A 20,474-nucleotide genomic window follows, 5' to 3' on the forward strand; every position below is an offset into this window, starting at 1 on the left:
GATGCTACTCTGGTTGAATTAGCGTTTCTTGCCGCAACTCATTGCTGCTATCTATGAATCTCTATTCTGGGTTGAGTGGCTACTTCTTGGCCGTTCTGCTGCTTGCCGGTTGCCAGAGTGCCCGCCCTGTATTTCTCTTGCCCTCTACAGCCAGCTATGTATCGGCTCCGGATAGTCCACAGCACACTGCTGCCACAGTAGCACCAATTCGTAACGTGCCAGCGGCTTATTCTGTGCCGCCGGAATTAAGTGCTTCGCTGCCAACCCCCGACGCGGATACTGAAATTGTGTCTATTAGCCACCAACGTCCTGCTCTACCCGTACCCATGCCGGTCTTTCTGTCCAGGCCTGATACCAGCCTAGTTCGGCAACGAGCAACTGGCCCAACGGCCGAGCAAATCAAGGCAGCTGACACCCGGACCAGTACCGCCAATATTTTTGGTGTGATCCTGCTCCTGTTGGGTACCGGTATGTTGATTGCAGGCATTAGCATAGGTGGCTGGGGCGGGCTGGCCCTATTTGCTTACGGTTTGGTTCCTATGATTCTCAGTGTCCCACTTATCATATTCAAGAGCAAAAACAGCACGCGTCGCCTTGCGAAAGAAAAGCTGCGAGCTGAGCGAAAAGCGGCCCAGGCCAAGTAAAACTGCTGGCCCAAGTCGCCTTACATGGGGTCGACATCGGTTACGAAGCGCGCCTGTTTGTAGTCCTTCTGGTCGCGGATGTTGTTGATGGCATCCAGAATATCGGCTTTGGCGGCTTTGAGTACTGTATGCTCCCGGCTAAGCTTGATGGTAATTTCCTGCAGGTAAAAATTGCGAATCCGGAAGATATAAGGCGCTTCGGGCCCTAGCACCGCCTCGCGGCCCAGCCGGGCCACAAGTTCGCCGGTAAGCAGAATAGCTGCCCGCTCGGCCAGTACTTGGTCCATGTGCTTCACCGTGAGCCGGATGATACGCATAAACGGCGGGTAGCCATGCTCGCGCCGCTGCGTAATCTCATACTCGTAGAATTCCAAGTAGTCGTTGCGCATCACCTTGTCGAAGATGACCTGCTGTGGGTCGGCAGTCTGGATGATGACCTTGCCTTTCTTGCCCTTGCGCCCGGCCCGCCCGCTCACCTGCACAAACATCTGGAAAGCCCGCTCGTGCGCCCGGAAATCGGGATAATGAATGATTGAGTCGGCGTTGATAATACCCACCAAACTTACGTTGGCGAAATCCAGGCCCTTTGTCACCATCTGGGTGCCCACCAGCACGTTGGTAGTCTGCTGCTCGAAGTCGGAAATAATCTGTTGATAGGCGTTTTTGGCGCGCGTCGTGTCGAGGTCCATGCGCTGCACGTTGGCCTGGGGCAGCATCACCTTCAGGTCGTCCTCAATCTTCTCGGTGCCAAACCCCACGGTTTTGACGTTACGCGAGCCGCAGGCTGGGCACTGCACCGGCATCCGGTCGTGGTGGCCGCAATAGTGGCAGCGCAACTCGTGGGCCTGCTTGTGGTAGCTCAGGCTCACAGCGCAGTTCGTGCACTTTGGAATCCAGCCGCAGTCAAGGCAGTTGATGAAAGGGGCATAGCCACGACGGTTCTGGAATAGAATTACCTGCTCCTTCTGGGCCAGCTTGCTTTCCATTTCGGCCATCAGCTCCGGCGTGAAATGGTTGAGCAGCGTTTTGCTTTCGCGGGCTTTGCGGGTGTCCACCAGCTCAATTTCCGGCAAACCGGCCTCGCCATAGCGCTTAGTGAGCGTCACGAGGCCATAGCGGCCGGCGCGGGTCTGGTAATAGGTTTCCACAGCTGGTGTGGCCGAGCCCAGCAGCGTTTTCGAGCCCTGGAAGTTGGCCATCATCAGGGCCACCTCGCGGGCATTGTAGCGCGGTGCCGGGTCGTACTGCTTGTAGCTCGACTCGTGCTCCTCATCCACAATGGTCAGGGCCAGATTATCAAAGGGCAGGAACACAGAGGACCGCACGCCCACTACCACTTGGAAGCGGCCCGAAAGCACGCCATTCCATACTTCCACCCGTTCGTTGTCGGAGAATTTGGAGTGGTACACGCCCAGCCGCGAGCCGAATACGCGCATCAGGCGGGTTACAATCTGGGCGGTGAGGGCAATTTCGGGCAGCAGATACAGCACCTGCCCGCCGCCGTCCAGCGCCTGCCTAATCAGCTCGATGTAGATTTCCGTTTTGCCCGCGCCCGTCACGCCGTGCAGCAGCACAATGTCCTTGGTCTGAAACTGGTCCAGAATGTCGTCATGAGCCGTCTGCTGCGCTTCGCTGAGCTTGAAGTGCATGTTAGCTTCCGTGGCATCGTCCAGCGGAAAGCGCGACACAATCTGGTCGAACTGTTCCAGTACGCCGTTTTTAATGAGCGTATTGACAGCAGAAGGGGAGAGGTGCGGCGCCGACGTGAGGTAGGCTTTTTCGATACCTGCGTGGTTGGCGTGCTCGTTCTGGTACACGGGCACTTTCTGCAGGTAGCGCATCAGCACATCCAGCTGCTTGGCCTTGCTGGCCAGTTGCGCAAATAGGCCTTCCAGTGCTGCCTCTGCCACAAAATGGTGGGCCAGCCGCACTTTCTTCACCACTTTCGGCGAGTATTTATCGGCCAGATGCTCAAACAAGAAGATGACATCCTTGTGCATCAGGCTCTTGATGACCTTGTGAAAGGAGGCAATGCCGAGCACGTCGCCTACTTCCGTGAACGTCATAGACTTGCCTTCTTCACCATCGAGCAACGTAGTTACTACTTTCTGCTCCTGCTCACTCAGTGGGTACCGGTCTGCTTCGTCGGTGTTCATCCACACGGGGTGCAGCTGGATGCGGCTTTCGGAATTAAGCTTGAGAGCGGCAGGCAGCGCGGCGTTTATAACCTCGCCCAGTGTGCATAGGTAATAGTCGGCCATCCAGCGGAAAAGCTTGAGCTGCGGCTGCGTTACTACCGGCGAGTCATCAATGAACTCCAGAATGTACTTGGCCTGGTAGTCTTTTGGCGGCGTTTCGTGCACAGCAGCCACAATGCAACTCAGAGTCCGTTTGGCCCCAAACTGCACAATCACGCGCCCGCCAATCACGACCTGGTCGTTCAGCTCGAAGGGCACGCGGTAGGTATACAGCTTGGGCAGTGGCAGCGGCAGAATCACGTCGGCGAAGAGCGTGACACGGTCGGCGGCCGGCTCAGGCTGCGGTTGAACAAAGTCGAACGTAAGGCTCAAAAGGAAATCGGACTGGAAGCGAAAAGTAAAGATAGCACAGCGCGGCACTGGCTCCGCAGCCTCAGCGCAAGCAATGTGTGAAGGCTATATTAGGCCGTAAGCTTTGAAAACGTCCTGACGCGCTGTTGGACTGCACAAACGAAGTAAAACTCGCTGGCACAACAGTGAGTTGCAGGAACAAGCGCTGAGGTGGCAACTGAATCTGACTTGAAAAACAAAACCCGGCCGATTAGGGCCGGGTTTTGAAAAATTATTTACGCGTTTTCCGCAGGTGGGTCCGACGCTGCTGATTTCCGGCGTGGCGGCCGTTGCCGCTTGGGTGCTACAGGCTTTTCCACAGCGGGTTCTGCTGTAGTGGAGGTAGTAGCAGCTGACTTACGTGGCTTTTTCGCTGGTGCAGCCGCCACAACGGGTGTTTGCGCGCCCGGAACATCGGCTTTAGGCTTCGCTCGGGACTTGCGAGCTGGCGGTATTGGCGCTGCCAGAGGTGGGGTGGCTTCTGCAAGAGCAGGAACTGCCGCTGCCAATGGAGCTGCTTTGGATGTAGCCGCCGCCCGCCGCGGTTTGTTTGCTGGCTTCGCTGGCGTTACAGCCACTGGTTCCGATGCTGCTTCAACGGAAACTACGTCCGTTGTAGCTGCAGGTGTAGCAGGCTTGGTCTGCGAGCGGGCAGGCCGGTCAGCACGAGTTGCTTTGCCAGTAGCGCTCAACTGCCCGGATGCTCCTGTGCCTTTCGTGTCTGGTATGGATGAAGTGCCTGAAGCCGCAGAAGCTGCTGACGATACTGCGGGTGCTACTGCTTCCGCTACGGGTGGAGTAGGTAAAGCCGACGTATCAGCCTGCTCAGGAGTGGACGCGTCGCTATTGTATAAAGGTTTTGTGCGCGAAGAAGCACGGTGCGGCTTGCGTAAAGCAGCAGCACGTTTCTCGCTAGCAGAGCGGCCTGTGCGCTCCGGCCGTCGGTTGTGGCCGGCTTCGGGGCTGAGACTGTCATCAGTCATTCCACCTGCCGAAGGCACTGCTGGATAAGAATCAGCAGATGCCGGCTGTGGTTCCGAAGGTGTGGCTTGCTGAAAATCAGTTGCCTCTGGCTCCGGATGTGTCGATTCCGGTTCGGCCAGAACGTTCTGTTCTCCCGATGGTATGTCGGCTGAACGCCGGCCCCGGCCACCTCGACGGGAATTGCGCTTGCGCCGTTCCATAGCCGTTTGCAGCGGCAGATCTGAGTTGGCTGAAATAACAACGGCTGGCGCTTCCGGTAGCACCACAGGAGTTTCTGGTCCAATTGTGTCAGTTGCAGGCACTGATAAGGAAACTGCGTCCTCAGCCTCTAATGCAGCAGTTTCGGCGGCTAGGCGGGCAGCGTGCTTCTTCTTGTTACGCTTGGCGCCTCCGCGGCTACGACGCTTTTTCTTCGCTGGTGCAACCTCATCAAGGAGCTCTGCGGTTTCAGCCTCAGCAGACGCGTACACATCCTCAGATTCAGCTTCTGCTGGTTCAGAAATCGACTCAAACTCTTCGTATTCCTCGATTTCCTCAGCTACTTCTTCTGGTTTCTGCACTACTGTAGCGCGGCGAGGAGCAGGCATATAGACTTCAGCGTCTTCACCTATATCTATCCGTTCCTCATTGTCCTCCACTTCAGGTTCTGCCTGCTTGGGTTCCGGCAAGCTCTCAATCTGGCGGCGTACGTCCAGAATCTCCATACGCACATCGGCTTGAGCCGAAAGGCGCTCCAGTTTTTCCAGTGTATTCTCCAGAAACTGCCGATGCTCCGGAGATGCTAAGTGTAGGGGCCGGTGTTGTAAGGCCAAACGTATAGTCTCCCACTCTTTGCGGAAGCGGCCAAAACCTGCATCGAAGTAGGTGCGCGCAAACCGTTCCCAGATGTAGTCTTCCGCTACTTTCGAAGGATGCAGCATGTCCTCGGCGTAGAAGCGGTAATCCCGCAAATCGTCAAGTAGCAGTTCATAGGCCGGAAAATATGACACATCTGGCAGCAGCTCGCTGAGGTAGTGGCAGGCCACACGCAGCACCGATTTGCTTACGGCATTCAGTGGCAGCGTATCCTTTACGTGCCGCACCGGACTAACAGTAAGCACAAAGCGCAGCTTAGGATTGCGCAACCGCAGGTAGGCATGGGTTTCTGCTACCGCATTGATAATCTCATCCGGAGTGAGCAGTTCTTTGTCGAACTTCTCAGCCGGTACTTTGTGGCAATTGCTGACCAACTCCCCGGTTTCTTTGAGACGGTGCACCCAAGCGGTGCCCAGCGTGAGTACCACTACATCAGCAGTGGCCAGAAAAACGCCTGTGTCACGAATAAGCTGCTGTACCTGCTGTAGCAGGTCTACCGGCGAGTCAGCACCTACAGTAGCGTGCAAATCATAGCTCTGCCAGCGGCCCCGGGCCTCCACTAGGTGCTGTTGCCAATCCATGTCTTCGCCGGCCGCGGCCCGCAACAAGCGGCAAGCCAGCACCGGGTTGAAGACCGTACCAAAAGGATTAACCAGTGTATGAACCTTATCAGAAGCTAAGCGGCTACCAATACTGTCCGAAAAGCAAGAGCCTATCGTCAGTACTCGCGCCGAAAGCGGTAACTGTTGCGGATGCGGGACAAGCGGTAATTCAGTACGAAACATTACTAGAAGATAGGGCCGAAACTGGGCCAACGGACAGGCAACCTACTCAACATCGTTGGTTCAACCAAACGTACGCGAAATAGCACCTCATTCCGGAGATACGAGTAAATGACTGCCACAGGATTAAAAAAAAGGCCCGGCTGCGCAAACAGCCGGGCCTTTCCAGAAGCGTAGTTGCTTATTCAGCTACTACGTTGAAACGCACTTTGTGCTTCACCTCACGGTGCAGGTCCACAGTAGCGGTGTATTCACCAGCCGAACTGGGATCCTGGTCGAACGACAGGCGCTTGCGCTCCACGTCAATACCTTTTGCTTTCAGAGCATCAGCCAGCTGCAGCGTGGTTACGCGGCCGAAAATTTTGCCGCTCTCACCTACTTTAGCTGGGATATCCAGTACTACATCACCGATTTTGTCAGCTACTGCCTGCGCATCAGCTTTCACTTTGTCGGCTTTGTGCGCAGCCTGACGAATGTTCTCGGCTACAATTTTCTTGTTCGATTTGTCGGCTAGTACAGCCAGACCCTGCGGGAGCAGGTAGTTGCGACCGAAGCCGGGCTTCACCGTTACGGTGTCGTTCTTGTAGCCCAGGCCCTTTACGTCGTCTTTCAGAATTACTTCCATATCAGTACTACGGTTGGGGGGTTACTTCAGCGAGTCGGTTACATAAGGCATCAGCGCCAGGTGGCGGGCTTTGGCCACGGCCTGTGCCACTTTGCGCTGGAACTTGAGGCTGGTACCCGTGATACGGCGGGGCAAAATGCGGCCCTGCTCGTTCACGAACTTCAGCAGGAAGTTCGGATCCTTGTAATCAACGTACTTAATGCCGTTTTTCTTGAAGCGGCAATACTTTTTGCGGGTATCCTGTTTGTGGATACGTTCGTTGGCGAGACTCATCTTCTTAGGCTTACTAGGCAACGGCTTCCGATTGTTTAGCTTTCTGCTGGTTCATTTCGCCTTTACGGCGACGCTCACCGTAGGCTACGGCGTGCTTGTCCAGAACGGTGGTCAGGAAGCGGATGATACGTTCGTCACGACGGAACGCAAGCTCCAGCGTGTCTACAATGTTGCCCGTGCCAGTGAACTCCACAAGGAAGTAATAGCCGGTGTTTTTCTTCTGAATCGGGTACGCCAATTTCTTGAGGCCCCAAGCTTCAGTGTTGATGATGTCGGCGCTATTTTCCTTAAGCACCTGCGAGAACTTCTCGACCGTCTCTTGCACTTGGCTCTCGTTCAGAACGGGAGTCAAAATGAAGACCGTCTCGTAATTTCTGACTTCCATTACGACGGGGTGAAAATTATTGTGTGAAAAAACTCAATGAGCCGGCAAAGATACGATTTTTCTCCTGTGCACCACACGGCCTAGCTATAAATAGATAGAATATAGTAGCAGGTAAGAACTTGGCTCTCAATCAGCAAAACCTAGTACTATTAGGAGTGGTTGCTTTATAAAGCAATAAAATCAGTAGTTGATGGAAGCAGCAAATGGGTATCGTTGCAGGACAGCACTATGCTGAGCAGCAGTCGTCGCTTGATTTTAGAATGTTTCTAAGCAAGGCCAAATGGGCGAAAATTAGCCCAAGCGGGTTTGTTCTCTGGGTTTCCCAACCTACATTTGTGGCCTTGAAGCACCCCCCGCGTTTCTTTTTTTCAGTCAACCTGTGCTATGAATAGCATCCGACTTCGTCCCCTTTCCCGCCTCTTTCTTGCTCTCTTCCTGACGTTTGCTGCCGTTGGCAACACTTCGGCTCAGGACGTGGGAGCGGCTCCTGCTGTGAGCAAAGAAGGTGTGGTACCCGGCGCTACGGCTGCCGCCACTCCCGCCACGGCGGCCGCTCCTGCCGCTGGCGGTGGCGACGCCGCTGCCATTGCCGCTGGTGATGCCTTATTTAAAGGCAACTGCGCCCAGTGCCATGCCATCAATGATGTGGTGGTAGGCCCGGCACTGGCTGGCATCACTAAGCGCCGCCCGGTTTCTTGGCTGATTCCGTGGATCAAGAACTCCAGCAAAGTAGTAGCCAGCGGCGACGAGTACGCCGTGAAAATCTACAACCAGTACCAAAAGCAGCAGATGCCCAGCTTCCAGCTGAGCGACACGGAGATTAACTCCATTCTGGCGTATGTAACGGCTGAAGAAGGCAAGATTGTAGGCCCTCCTGGTGCTGATACTGGCATTAAGCCTGCTGATGGCGCAAACGCTGCCGTAGATGGTACTGCCGGTGGTGATGCCAAGTACATGGACATCCTGCTCATCGTGCTGGTTGTGGTGCTGATTGTGCTGGTGGTGACGCTGGTTATCATTGCCAACATCATGAAGGACGTGCTGCGTGGCCGCAAGGACCTCGACGGCCGTGATATAGAAGTGCTGGAAACCCGTACCGACTGGACCCGTCTGTATAAGTCGCCGGTTCTGCGCGGTATTGCTGGCGTGGTGTTCGTGCTGGCGGTGCTCTATACCTCGGTGCAGGGCGCTATGGGCGTGGGCCTGCAGCAGGGTTACCAGCCTACCCAGCCGATTGCCTTCTCGCACAAACTGCACGCTGGCGAAAACCAGATCAACTGCGCCTACTGCCATACCTCGGTATACAAGAGCAAGTCGGCTAACATCCCTTCGGCCAACATCTGTATGAACTGCCACTCGCAGATCAAGACAGAGTCGCCGGAAATCAAGAAAATCTACCGTGCAATTGAGCGTAAGCAGCCCATTCAGTGGGTGCGCGTGCACAATCTGCCCGACTTGGCGTATTTCAACCACTCGCAGCATACCCAAGTAGGTGGCATCGAGTGCCAGACTTGCCACGGCCCTATCCAGAACATGGAAGTGGTGTACCAGTATTCGCCGCTCACGATGGGCTGGTGCATCAACTGCCACCGCGAAACGCCGCTCAACACGAAAGGAAACGGCTACTACAATAACCTCGTGAAGCTGCACGACAGCGCCAACGGTGCTGCACCGTTTACGGTATCGTCGAACGGCGGCACGGAGTGCTCGAAGTGCCACTACTAACCATATAGGGTCTTGAAAGGCCGGCACTCAGACCACTTGCTGACGCCGGCCTCTCAAGACCCCAACCCTTTAAAAGCATACTTAGAGACTAGTTGGAATATCAGAATCCGACGTCCCTAAGTCTCTGAGACCCTAAGTTCCAAAAACACGATGCAAGAGTCGCCTAAGTACTGGAAGGGAATTGAGGAACTGGAGAACTCGCCGGAGTTCGTGAAGAATGCATTCACAGAGTTTGCAGACTTCTTGCCGGTGAAGGAAACCTATGGCTCTTCCGACGCTACGGTAGCGCCGCGCCGCGACTTCCTCAAGCTGATGGGCTTCGGCATTGCCGCTGCCACCCTCGCCAGCTGCGAAACCCCAATCAAGAAGGCTATTCCGTACCTGAATAAGCCAGAAGAAGTAGACCCAGGTATTGCCAACTTCTACGCTTCGACCTACTTCAACGGTCAGGATTACAACAGTGTGCTGGTAAAGACCCGCGAGGGTCGTCCGATTAAGCTGGAAGGCAATCCGGAGTCACCCATTACGCGTGGTGGTCTGTCGGCTCGTGCGCAAGCTTCGGTACTGAGCCTGTACGATGGTGCTCGTCTGCAGCATTTCGCTATCAAAGGCAAGAAAGCAGAGAAAGACCGTGTCGATCAGGAAATTCGCACGGCGCTGGCTGGCGCTGGCCGCACAGTTATCGTGTCGCCGACTATCATCAGCCCCAGCACTAAGAAAGTAATTGCGGAGTTTGCTTCGCGTTACCCCGGCACCGAGCATGTCATGTACGACGTGAATTCGGCATCGGGCCTGCTGCGTGCCAATGGTGGAGTACTCCCAAGCTACGACTTCAGCAAGGCTGATGTGATTGTGAGCTTGGGTGCTGACTTCCTTGGTACTTGGATTTCGCCGGTTGAGTTTGCTCGTCAGTATGTTGCTAACCGCAAGGTGAGCAGCGACAAGCGTACTATGTCGCGCCACTTCCAATTCGAAAGCGCCCTCACGCTGACCGGCTCCAATGCCGATGTGCGCGTGCCAGTGAAGCCTTCGGAAATGGGTGCTACGGCTGTAGCCTTGTACAATGGAGTAGTGGGAGGTGGTGCTGCTGGCAGTGCCCAACTGAAGAAAGCTGCCGCTGAACTGAAAGCAGCTGGTAGCCGTGGTCTGGTAGTATCGGGCTCTAACGACCCAGCTGTTCAGGCTCTCGTCACAGCCATCAACCAGTCACTTGGTAGTGCTGCAGTAGATGTAGCAGCTCCATCTATGGTGCGCCAAGGCGACGACGCTCGTATGGAGCGCGCTGTAAAGGATATCATCGGTGGCCAAGTTGGTGCCGTGATTTTCTACAACGCCAATCCGGTGTTCGACCACCCAATGGGTGCGCAACTGGGCGAGGCGCTGAAAGGCGGCAAGGTGAAAACCACCATTTCGCTCAATGACCGCCTAGACGAAACCGGCTCGCTCTGTACTTACGCCGCTCCTGACCATCATTGGTTGGAATCGTGGAATGACTACGAGCCGAAGCGTGGCTTCCTGAGCCTTGCGCAGCCTGCTATTTCGCCGCTGTTTGCTACTCGCCAAGCACAAGACTCGCTGCTGACTTGGGCAGGCAGTCCAACTAGTTACTACAACTACCTGCGCGCGCAGTGGAAAGCCGTAACCGGCTCTGATGCAAAAGCATGGGACAAAGCAGTACACGATGGGGTTGCTGCAGGCTCAGCTTTGGCAGCTCCGGCTGCCCAGGTAGGTGCTGCAATGGGTGCTGCTGAAGCAATTAGCGCCATCAATTCAGCTCCTAAGTTCACAGGAGTTGAGCTCTGCATCTATGAGAAAGTGGGTGTCGGTAACGGCACTGAAGCCAATAACCCTTGGCTACAGGAACTGCCCGACCCAGTATCGAAAGCTACTTGGGGCAACTATGTGGCTGTGCCGCGCAAAATGGCCGAAGAAAAAGGCTGGGCGCAGGGCGACGTGCTGAAGGTTACGGCCAACGGTAAATCCATCGAACTACCTGTGCTGATTCAGCCGGGTCAGGCTGCAGGTTCCATAGCTATTGCGTTGGGCTACGGTCGCACGCAAGCTGGCAAAGTTGCAGACAAAGTAGGAGAGAACGTGCTGCCCTTCGCTGTGCTGCGCAACGGCGCTATCATGTACGCCAACTCCGTAACGCTGGAAAAAACCGGTGCTACCTCGCCCATCGCCCAGACTCAGACCCACCACACCATCATGGACCGCAAGCCGGTGGTGCAGGAGTCGACGCTGAAGCAGTACCGCGAAAACCCGAAGGAAGTAACCGAGTACGAAACTATTTCGACCCCCGACGGCCCACAAAAGCCGAACAAGGTGTCCTTGTGGCAGGACTACGAGTACAAGAATCACCATTGGGGTATGGCCATCGACCTCAACTCCTGCATCGGCTGCGGCTCGTGCGTGGTAGGGTGTCAGGCGGAGAACAACGTGGCCGTAGTAGGCAAGCAGGAGGTCATCAACCGCCGCGAGATGCACTGGATGCGCATCGACCGTTACTACAGCTCGGATGCCAGCAAAGCCGACTTCGAAACGAAAGGCAAGCTGGATACTTACGCGGCTATGGAAGACCCTTCCGAGAACCCCTCGGTCATCTTCCAGCCGATGATGTGTCAGCACTGCAACCACGCTCCCTGCGAAACGGTATGCCCAGTACTCGCTACTACGCACAGCTCGGAAGGTCTCAACCAGATGACCTACAACCGTTGCGTTGGTACCCGCTACTGCGCTAACAACTGCCCGTACAAAGTGCGTCGCTTCAACTGGTTCTCATACTACTCTAATGAGAAGTTCGAAGCTGTAAACGGCCACATGTTCACCGACCTCGGCCGTATGGTTCTGAACCCAGATGTAACGGTTCGTGCCCGTGGTGTAATGGAGAAATGCTCGCTCTGCGTGCAGCGTATCCAACTTGGCAAGCTGGAAGCTAAGAAGCAAAAGCGTCGTCCGAAGGATGGCGAGATTGTTTCGGCTTGCGCCCAGTCGTGCCCTACACAGGCCATCGTGTTCGGTGATATGCGTGACCCAGAGTCGCGCCTGTCGAAACTGTTGCGCCGTGAAGACGGAGAGCGTGCCTTCCACGTACTCGACGCCATCAACGTGCAGCCGAACATGACCTACCTAACCAAAATCCGTAACACGGAAGAAGTTCGCAACGCCTAGAAACTGAGCCATAGGGGAGGGCTACTTAGTCCACCATCTGGTAGCCCTCCCCATCTACTCCATTAAGTCCAAACACTATGCAGCACGTATCGCCTGTACGGGAGCCGCTCGTAACCGGGGGGAAAACGTACCACGACGTCACCCAAGACGTGTGCCGCCAGGTTGAGGCCGCTCCCAACATCCGTTGGATGGCCGCTCTGGCCGTGGCCCTCTTTTTCCTTGGCGTCTTCTTCTACTCCGTTTATCGCACCCTCTGGTACGGTATCGGTGAATGGGGATTGAACAAAACCGTAGGCTGGGCCTGGGACATCACCAACTTCGTATGGTGGGTGGGTATTGGCCACGCCGGCACCCTGATTTCGGCAGTTCTGCTGCTGTTCCGTCAGAAGTGGCGGACCTCTATTAACCGTGCAGCCGAGGCAATGACCATCTTTGCCGTAATCTGCGCCGCTATGTTCCCGGTACTGCACATGGGCCGTCCGTGGCTGGCTTACTGGGTGTTCCCACTGCAGAATACCTTTGGCTCGCTGTGGGTAAACTTCAACTCGCCGCTGCTCTGGGACGTTTTCGCCATCTCGACCTACTTCACCGTGTCGCTGGTGTTCTGGTACACAGGTCTGGTTCCTGACTTCGCTACCATCCGTGACCGGGCTAAGGGTCCGATTGCCAAAGTAGCTTACTCGCTGCTAAGCATGGGCTGGAAAGGCTCGGCTAAACACTGGAGCCGCTACGAAACGGTGTCGTTGATTCTGGCTGGTGTTTCTACGCCACTGGTACTCTCGGTACACACGATTGTATCGATGGACTTTGCAACCTCGGTTGTTCCCGGCTGGCACACTACTATCTTCCCTCCCTACTTCGTAGCGGGCGCTATCTTCTCCGGTTTCGCCATGGTACTCACGCTGATGCTTATCACGCGGGTAGTATTCAAGCTGGAAGATTACATCACGCTGGAACACATTGCCCTCATGAACAAAATCATGATGGTAACTGGCTCCATTGTGGGGGTGGCTTATATCACGGAGTTCTTTATTGCGTGGTACTCAGGAGTAGAGTTTGAGCAGTACGCCTTCATCAACCGTGCTACTGGTCCTTACTGGTGGGCTTATTGGTCGATGATGACCTGCAACGTTATTTCCCCTCAGCTGGTGTGGTTCCGTCGCATTCGCTACAGCATCCCGGCTACCTTCGTGCTGTCCATCATCGTGAACATCGGTATGTGGTTCGAGCGTTTCGTAATTATCGTCACCTCGCTGCACCGCGACTACCTGCCATCGAGCTGGGCTATGTTCTCGCCTTCTATCATCGACATCGGCATTTATGTTGGTACGCTGGGTCTGTTCTTCACTTTGTTCCTGCTCTTCGCTAAGTTCTTCCCTGTTATCAACATGGCGGAAGTGAAATCGGTGCTGAAATACACCGTGGACAACGGCCCGACCTACACCGGCCACGACCCAAACCACGCTACTCCTCAAACTGCCACCCATGGTGTGCCGGCTTCGGCTCCCGTAAACTACGATAAGCATGACTAAGCGCTTCGCCCTCGGCATCTTCGAAGACGAAGACGTGCTGCTGCACGCCGTTGAAAACGTCCGCGAAGCGGGCGTGAAAATCTACGAGGTCTTCACACCATTCCCGATTCACGGCATGGACGATGCACTCGGCATCGAACGGTCTCGTTTGCCTATCGCAGCCTTCTTTTATGGGGTCATTGGTCTGAGCTTCGCTTTGTGGCTGCAGATTTATACTCTCGGTTTCGACTGGCCTATGATTATCGGTGGTAAGCCGCACATTGCGCTGCCTGCCTTCATTCCAGTTTCCTTCGAGTTGACGGTATTCTTCTGCTGCCATGGCATGGTGATTACCTTCTATACCATCAGCAAGCTATATCCGCGTTGGAAAACGCCAGTTCTGGATGTGCGCTCTACAGATGACAAGTTTGTAGTGGCTATTGAGCTGAACGACAAGACCGACTTGAACCATCTGACGCAGCTGCTGCGCGCCAATGGCGCCTCGGAGGTGAACGAAAAAGAAATGACCAAATTCTAATGACGCATTCGCTGAAACTAGGTCTGCAAGCGTCGGCAATCCTGTTTGCCTCGGTGCTGACCACCGGCTGCAACCGCGCCGATGATCCTGGCATTGAGTACGCGCCGGAGATGTACGAGTCTATCCCGTACGATCCGCTTCGGCAAGTGAATGCCAATACGGTCAATCCGATGGGTATCAATGAGCGCACTCCAGTAGTGGGTACCGTTGCCCGTGGAAAAGCCAACTATTATTCGCACATCGCCAAAGAGGATTTAGCAACTGCTGAAACCACATTGCGCAATCCGTATTCCTACTCAAAAGAGAGTTTGGAGGAGGGCAAAGCATTGTACCTGCGTAATTGCCAGCATTGCCATGGCGAGCAAGGCGACGGCCAAGGGCCGGTAGGCATCAAGTTCAAGGGTGTGCCGAATTACTCGGCAGGCGCTTACAAAACCATGAACGAGGGCCACGTCTACCATGTCATTCAGTGGGGCAAAGGCCGCATGATGCCACATGGTTCGCAGGTGAACCCCGAGGAGCGTTGGAAGATTGCCATGTACGTGCGTGTACTTCAAGAAGGCAAAGGCCCCGACGGTGCTGCTGACTTGTTGAAAGCAAAAGGCGCTTCGAGTGCTGGTGTAACTGCAGCTGACTCTACGCAAACTACTGATACGCAAACGCAGGCGCCTGTTCAAGAGGCGCAAGCAGATAAGGCTTCGGAAACTCCGGGCCAAGGAGACCAGGCACGTAACGGAACCGCTAACTAATCCACTATGGCAACTCTGACGCAACATGAAGGCGTTACGGCGGAATACCTGGAGGTTTCAGCCGGTACTCGTAAAAAATTCATGATAATTATCCTGGCTGGCGTATTACTGCTGGTCGTTGGATTAATCGTCGCTTACCTCAACATCGGGGGGGAGCATCATGAAGGTGCAGCTGCTGCTCATGGCGCGGCTGGTGCCGGTCATGAAGGCACTGGTCATCATGGCAGCCCGCTTTGGCTCAAGCGCCTTATCGTAAGCCTGTGGCACAACAACGTGTTCTTCACGGGTGTCTCAACCATCGGGACGGTGTTCATGGCTATTCAGTACGTTGCCTATGCAGGCTGGTCAGTACTGATTAAGCGTGTAAACGAAGCACTGAGTGCTTGGGTAGTGCCCGGTGGCATTCTGATGGTAGTTATCTTCTGCATTGGCCTCATCAACCACGACATTTTCCACTGGACAATGCCGGGTATCATGGAAAAGGGCAATGCAAACTACGACGCTCTCATTGCTGGCAAATCAGGTTTCCTGAATCTGGGATTCTATCTGGGCCGCATGATTGTCTTTATTGGCATATGGGCGTATTTCACCAAGAGACTTCGCGACCTGTCGTTGGCTGAGGATCTGAATGGCGGTACTGAATACTTCCACAAGTGCATCAATGTATCGGCCTTGTTCCTTGTTCTGTACGCGGTATCCTCGTCTATTTCGGCCTGGGACTGGGTTATGTCAATCGACACGCACTGGTTCTCGACGATGTTCGGCTGGTATGTATTCGCTTCCTGGTGGGTTTCGGGCATTGCGGCCACTACGCTATGCACCATCCTGCTGAAGCAAGCTGGCTATCTGCGTTGGGTACAGGCCGGACACCTGCATGATCTGGGTAAGTTCATGTTTGGCTTCAGCATCTTCTGGACCTATGTATGGTTCTCGCAGTTCATGCTAATCTGGTATGCCAACTTGCCGGAAGAAGCCGTGTACTTCAACCAGCGTCTCGGTGGATTCAATGGTCAGTATACTTGGCTGTTCTTCTTCAATCTGCTCATCAACTTCGTCTTCCCATTCTTGCTGCTGATGACGCGTGATGCAAAGCGTCAGATGATCATGCTCAAGATTGTAACTATTGCCATTCTCATTGGCCATTGGTTCGACTTTTATTTGATGATCATGCCTGCAACTATGCAGGAGAATAATGGGTTCATCATTGAGTTCGGTGTTGCACTGGTGTTTTTGGGAAGCTTCTTGCTCCTGATGACCAAACGCCTCGCGCAAGCTTCGCTGGTGCCGCTGCATCATCCGTTCCTCGACGAGAGCGTACATCATACCACCTAATTTTAGACATGAGTATTGAGGAGTGAGAAGTTAGACTGAACGGTATAACAACATCTCACTTCTGACCTCTCAAATCTCACCTCTTCCTTTACCTAATGACTGCTCTTGGTATTCTGCTGGTGTTGGTGTTGCTGCTCGTCGTTTTCGGCTTGCTGTTCCGCCTCCAGATCCTGACCTCGATTTTCTCGGGCAGCTCCGCCCGAGACTTCGGGATGAGCAACCGCGTCAATGCGGTGCTGATGATCCTGTTTATGATCATCGGTGGTGCGGCCTTCGCTTGGTCGTTCGGCGACAACTTCAACAAAATGAATCCTCCTATTGCGTCGGTCCACGGCCACGCAACGGAGCGGATGTTCTGGACTACGATGATTATCATCGGCATCGTGTTTGTCCTGACTCAGGTTGCTTTGTTTGTATACTCCTACAAATACCAGCATAAGGAAGGTCGTCGTGCCTATTTCTTTCCGCACAACAACAAAATCGAAATCATCTGGACGGTGATACCCGCCATCGTAATGGCAGGTCTGGTGTTTGCTGGCTGGAAAGAGTGGACGCGCATCACTGGTCCCGCTCCTAAGGACTCCGTTGTATTGGAAGTAATGGGCAAGCAGTTCAACTGGCTTGTGCGCTACCCCGGTACCGACCAGAAGCTGGGTGTTGTGAACTACCGCTTAATTGATGCTACCAACGAATTTGGCTTTGATTTGACGGATAAAAGCGGTTTGGATGACTTTGTTGCTGGTGAAATCCATGTACCCAAGGGTCATCCAGTGTTGCTGAAGATCCGCTCGCGCGACGTGTTGCACGCTGTTTATATGCCACATTTCCGTGTACAGATGTATGCTGTGCCAGGTATGCCTACCAAGTTTTGGTTCACGCCTACCAAGACTACCGACGAGATGCGTGCACAACTCGGCAACCCGAAGTTCAACTACGAGCTAGCCTGCAACCAGATTTGCGGCCGTGGCCACTTTGCCATGAAACTGAACATTGTGGTAGATGAGCCGGACGATTACGTGGCTTGGTATGCTCAGCAGAAGTCGTTCTCGGAGCAGAATCCAGATGTATTGGCTTCCTTCAAACAGAAAGAGGAAAAGTTGGTTGTGAAAGAGGCTGCCGCTGCCGTCGCTACGCCCGCTACCAAAGCTTCGCTCTAATTCAACGCAGTTAATCAACGCTTTTTATGGCTGCTAATCTTTCCACTCAAGTGCAAGGCGGTGTCGGGGTAACCGAGCCGGGCATCTCGCACGAAGAGCACTTGCACCACGACGACCATCACCACGACCAGCATTGGCTGTTCAAGTACGTGTTCAGCACGGACCATAAGGTGATTGCCAAACAGTTCCTGATAACGGGTATTTTCTGGGCTATTCTCGGCGGCACACTTTCCAGCTTATTCCGTCTGCAACTGGGCTGGCCGGAAGCTACTATGGAGTGGCTGACGCCGGTATTTGGCAAATGGATTGAAGCTGGCAAGCTGAGCCCGGACTTTTATCTGGCTCTGGTGACTATGCATGGTACCATCATGGTATTCTTTGTGCTCACCGCGGGGCTTTCAGGTACGTTCTCGAATTTCCTGATTCCATTGCAAGTAGGAGCTCGTGACATGGCTTCGGGCTTCATGAACATGCTGTCTTACTGGTTCTTCTTTGTGTCGGGCATCATCATGTTCAGCTCGATGTTCATTGAAACTGGTCCTGCTTCGGCTGGCTGGACAATCTATCCGCCGCTGAGCGCCTTGCCGCAGGCTATTCCTGGTTCGGGAATGGGTATGACAATGTGGCTCGTGTCCATGGCTTTGTTCATTGTGTCGCAGTTGCTGGGTGGTGTTAACTACATCACAACCGTAATCAACTTGCGTACTCGTGGCATGAGCATGAGCAAGCTGCCGCTCACCATCTGGTCTTTCTTCCTGACGGCTGTTTTGGGTTTGCTTTCGTTCCCGGTGCTTTTCTCGGCTGCTTTGCTGCTGATTTTTGACCGTTCGTTTGGCACTTCGTTCTTCCTTTCGGATATCTACATCGCCGGACAGGCTTTGAACCACACGGGTGGTTCGCCAGTGCTCTTCCAGCATTTGTTCTGGTTCCTCGGTCACCCAGAAGTATACATCGTTATTATGCCTGCTATGGGTATGGTATCGGAGATTCTGGCTACTAATGCACGTAAGCCAATTTTTGGCTACCGTGCTATGATTGGCTCACTGCTGGGCATTTCCTTGCTGTCATTCGTTGTATGGGCTCACCATATGTTCGTGACCGGCATGAATCCTTTCCTGGGTTCGGTGTTCATGTTCCTGACGCTGATTATTGCGGTGCCTTCCGCTGTAAAGACGTTCAACTGGCTGGCTACTTTGTGGCGGGGTAATATCCGGTTCACTACCGCTATGTTGTTCTCAATTGGCTTTGTGTCGCTGTTCATTTCGGGTGGTCTGACGGGTATTATCCTCGGCAACGCGGCCCTCGATATCCAAATGCACAACACGTACTTTGTGGTAGCTCACTTCCACTTGGTAATGGGTAGCTCGGCCTTCTTCGGTCTGTTTGCTGGTGTGTATCACTGGTTCCCGAAAATGTTCGGTCGTATGATGGACGAGAAGCTCGGTTACATCCACTTCTGGTTGACGTTCATTGGGGTGTACTTGGTGTTTATGCCAATGCACTACGTAGGTATTGCCGGTTTCCCCCGTCGTTACTACGCTTGGACTGGTTTTGATTCCTTCAGCCAGTTTGCTGACTTGAACAAGTTCATCTCTATTGCTGCAATCTTGGCGTTCTTCGCTCAGTTTGTATTCATCTTCAACTTCTTCTACAGCATCTTCCGCGGCCGTCGTGCTACCGAGAATCCTTGGCGCTCGACGACTCTGGAATGGACTACGCCGCTACACCCTGGCCACGGCAACTGGCCCGGCGAAATTCCAGCTGTGTACCGTTGGCCATACGACTACAGCAAGCCTGGTGCTGAAGAGGACTTCATTCCTCAGAACGTGCCTTTCTCGAAAACGCAGTCCTCGAATCTGCCTTACGAGAGCGAAATGGAGTAACCGCCATCTGGCAACAACCCTGAAACGGGCCGCTGTACATACGGCGGCCCGTTTTCATTGTGCACCCACAGAAACTCCCGGGAAGAGTATTACTATGCCCTTAAAAGTCCTCGCTGTCATTGCTCTGCCTGACGTTCTAAAGTCAGTGCGCCAGAGAAACATGTGCAACAAGTATCTATGAGTCAACCTGCTTTTGTAAGCCGTTTCCGGTTTTTTGGTATCCTGACCGTTGTGGCAGTATATCTGCTGATTCTGGTAGGAGGTATTGTGCGGAGTACAGGCTCCGGAATGGGTTGCCCGGACTGGCCGAAGTGCTTCGGAACCTGGGTGCCGCCTACGGATGTGAGCCAACTCCCGGCCAACTACAAGGAAATCTATACCGAGCAGCGAGTTGCGAAGAACCAGCGCATTGCTAAAACTCTGAGTGGCCTTGGATTCGAAGAGGTAGCCGCTCAGATTTTTGCGCACCCTACGCAGTTCATAGAAACTGATTTTAACGTTACTAAAACCTGGATTGAATATGTCAACCGGCTGCTTGGGGCACTAATTGGCGTGTTCATCTTTCTGGCGGTGGTGCTGGCCTTGCCTTACTGGCGTCGCGACCCGGTAGTGTTCTGGCTCACGTTTGCATCCTTTCTGCTAACCGGATTTCAGGGCTGGCTGGGGTCCTTGGTAGTCTCCACCAACCTGCTTCCAGAAATGGTGACGGTGCATATGGCGTTAGCGCTGCTTATTGTGGCACTGCTTATCTATGCCGTAGACCGTTCGCAACTAGCCAGTGAACAGCCAAGTGGAACCATTGAGGTTACACCTCAAGTCCGTCTAACGTTCTGGCTATGGGTTGCCCTTTTATTAACGTTTGGGCAGATTATGCTGGGCACCCAGGTGCGGGAGCAGGTTGATGTAGTGGCATCAGCTGCCAGCTACGCAAACCGTGCGGGGTGGGTAGAGCAACTAGGTAGCACGTTCTACTTCCACCGGTCATTCTCCATCGTGCTGCTGTTATCGAACCTCTACGTTGCTTCCCAGTTGTATTCGACGCGTAACATCAAGCTGCAGCGGCTAGCCGCTGCTGTGCTAGTGCTGCTAGGCATCGAAATAGTAGCGGGAATGGTGCTAGCCTACTTCGCATTGCCCGCAGCCGTGCAGCCCGTGCACCTGACAGTTGCAACTGTATTGTTCGGGGTTCAGTTTCTGACCATCATTCACTACAAGCGCCAGACGAAAGCTGGGCTTCAGGCCGGTAGTACGAGCGTTGTTGCGTAACTTTGC

15 protein-coding genes are annotated in these 20,474 nt (G+C 54.1%); 10 read left to right on the plus strand and 5 right to left on the minus strand.

The genetic code is table 11. From position 1 onward, the window contains the following. Nucleotides 1-86: 86 nt before the first annotated feature. Nucleotides 87-644 (plus strand): hypothetical protein, encoded by a 558-nt coding sequence (locus H4317_RS05465; protein WP_185889136.1) that lies wholly within the window; start codon nt 87-89, stop codon nt 642-644. A gap of 20 nt (nt 645-664) precedes the next feature. On the opposite strand, the gene priA is transcribed toward H4317_RS05465, so the two are convergent. From priA to rpsF, 5 genes are all read right to left on the minus strand, one after another. Then, nucleotides 665-3,214, minus strand: coding sequence for a replication restart helicase PriA (priA, locus tag H4317_RS05470; protein WP_185889137.1), 2,550 nt, complete (start codon nt 3,212-3,214; stop codon nt 665-667). 254 nt (nt 3,215-3,468) lie between these two features. After that, nucleotides 3,469-5,856: a GSCFA domain-containing protein gene (locus H4317_RS05475; RefSeq protein WP_185889138.1), complete on the minus strand. Its 2,388-nt coding sequence runs from the start codon at nt 5,854-5,856 to the stop codon at nt 3,469-3,471. A 178-nt stretch (nt 5,857-6,034) separates the two neighbouring features. Beyond that, on the minus strand, nt 6,035-6,478 hold the full coding sequence (gene rplI / locus H4317_RS05480) for a 50S ribosomal protein L9 (protein ID WP_185889139.1): 444 nt from the start codon (nt 6,476-6,478) through the stop codon (nt 6,035-6,037). Nucleotides 6,479-6,499: 21 nt separating this feature from the next. Beyond that, a complete protein-coding gene (gene rpsR, locus H4317_RS05485; protein ID WP_022822548.1) occupies nt 6,500-6,751 on the minus strand; it encodes a 30S ribosomal protein S18 in 252 nt (83 codons plus the stop codon). A 13-nt stretch (nt 6,752-6,764) separates the two neighbouring features. Next, nucleotides 6,765-7,136 carry a 30S ribosomal protein S6 gene (rpsF, locus tag H4317_RS05490; protein WP_185889140.1) on the minus strand — a complete coding sequence of 124 codons (372 nt, stop codon included), beginning with the start codon at nt 7,134-7,136 and terminating at the stop codon, nt 6,765-6,767. A gap of 384 nt (nt 7,137-7,520) precedes the next feature. Between rpsF and H4317_RS05495 the strand changes: the two genes are divergently transcribed. The 9 genes from H4317_RS05495 to H4317_RS05535 all read left to right on the plus strand — a co-directional run bounded on the left by H4317_RS05495 (nt 7,521) and on the right by H4317_RS05535 (nt 20,468). Next, nucleotides 7,521-8,861: a c-type cytochrome gene (locus tag H4317_RS05495; RefSeq protein WP_185889141.1), complete on the plus strand. Its 1,341-nt coding sequence runs from the start codon at nt 7,521-7,523 to the stop codon at nt 8,859-8,861. 150 nt (nt 8,862-9,011) lie between these two features. Next, nucleotides 9,012-12,032 (plus strand): TAT-variant-translocated molybdopterin oxidoreductase, encoded by a 3,021-nt coding sequence (locus H4317_RS05500; protein ID WP_185889142.1) that lies wholly within the window; start codon nt 9,012-9,014, stop codon nt 12,030-12,032. Between the two features lie 77 nt (nt 12,033-12,109). After that, a complete protein-coding gene (gene nrfD, locus H4317_RS05505) occupies nt 12,110-13,564 on the plus strand; it encodes an NrfD/PsrC family molybdoenzyme membrane anchor subunit (RefSeq protein ID WP_260625832.1) in 1,455 nt (484 codons plus the stop codon). Beyond that, on the plus strand, nt 13,557-14,081 hold the full coding sequence (locus H4317_RS05510) for a DUF3341 domain-containing protein (RefSeq protein WP_185889143.1): 525 nt from the start codon (nt 13,557-13,559) through the stop codon (nt 14,079-14,081). The genes nrfD and H4317_RS05510 overlap by 8 nt, the downstream gene beginning before the upstream one ends. Further along, on the plus strand, nt 14,081-14,830 hold the full coding sequence (locus H4317_RS05515) for a c-type cytochrome (RefSeq protein ID WP_185889144.1): 750 nt from the start codon (nt 14,081-14,083) through the stop codon (nt 14,828-14,830). The genes H4317_RS05510 and H4317_RS05515 overlap by 1 nt, the downstream gene beginning before the upstream one ends. A gap of 81 nt (nt 14,831-14,911) precedes the next feature. Beyond that, a complete protein-coding gene (locus H4317_RS05520) occupies nt 14,912-16,162 on the plus strand; it encodes a quinol:cytochrome C oxidoreductase (protein ID WP_185889145.1) in 1,251 nt (416 codons plus the stop codon). Nucleotides 16,163-16,257: 95 nt separating this feature from the next. Then, nucleotides 16,258-17,319 carry a cytochrome c oxidase subunit II gene (locus tag H4317_RS05525; protein WP_185889146.1) on the plus strand — a complete coding sequence of 354 codons (1,062 nt, stop codon included), beginning with the start codon at nt 16,258-16,260 and terminating at the stop codon, nt 17,317-17,319. Between the two features lie 26 nt (nt 17,320-17,345). Further along, a complete protein-coding gene (locus H4317_RS05530; RefSeq protein WP_185889147.1) occupies nt 17,346-19,202 on the plus strand; it encodes a cytochrome c oxidase subunit I in 1,857 nt (618 codons plus the stop codon). Nucleotides 19,203-19,379: 177 nt separating this feature from the next. Then, nucleotides 19,380-20,468 carry a COX15/CtaA family protein gene (locus H4317_RS05535; protein WP_185889148.1) on the plus strand — a complete coding sequence of 363 codons (1,089 nt, stop codon included), beginning with the start codon at nt 19,380-19,382 and terminating at the stop codon, nt 20,466-20,468. Nucleotides 20,469-20,474 lie beyond the last annotated feature (6 nt).

The organism is Hymenobacter sediminicola (assembly GCF_014250515.1).
In the GTDB taxonomy this organism is placed as follows: domain Bacteria; phylum Bacteroidota; class Bacteroidia; order Cytophagales; family Hymenobacteraceae; genus Hymenobacter; species Hymenobacter sediminicola.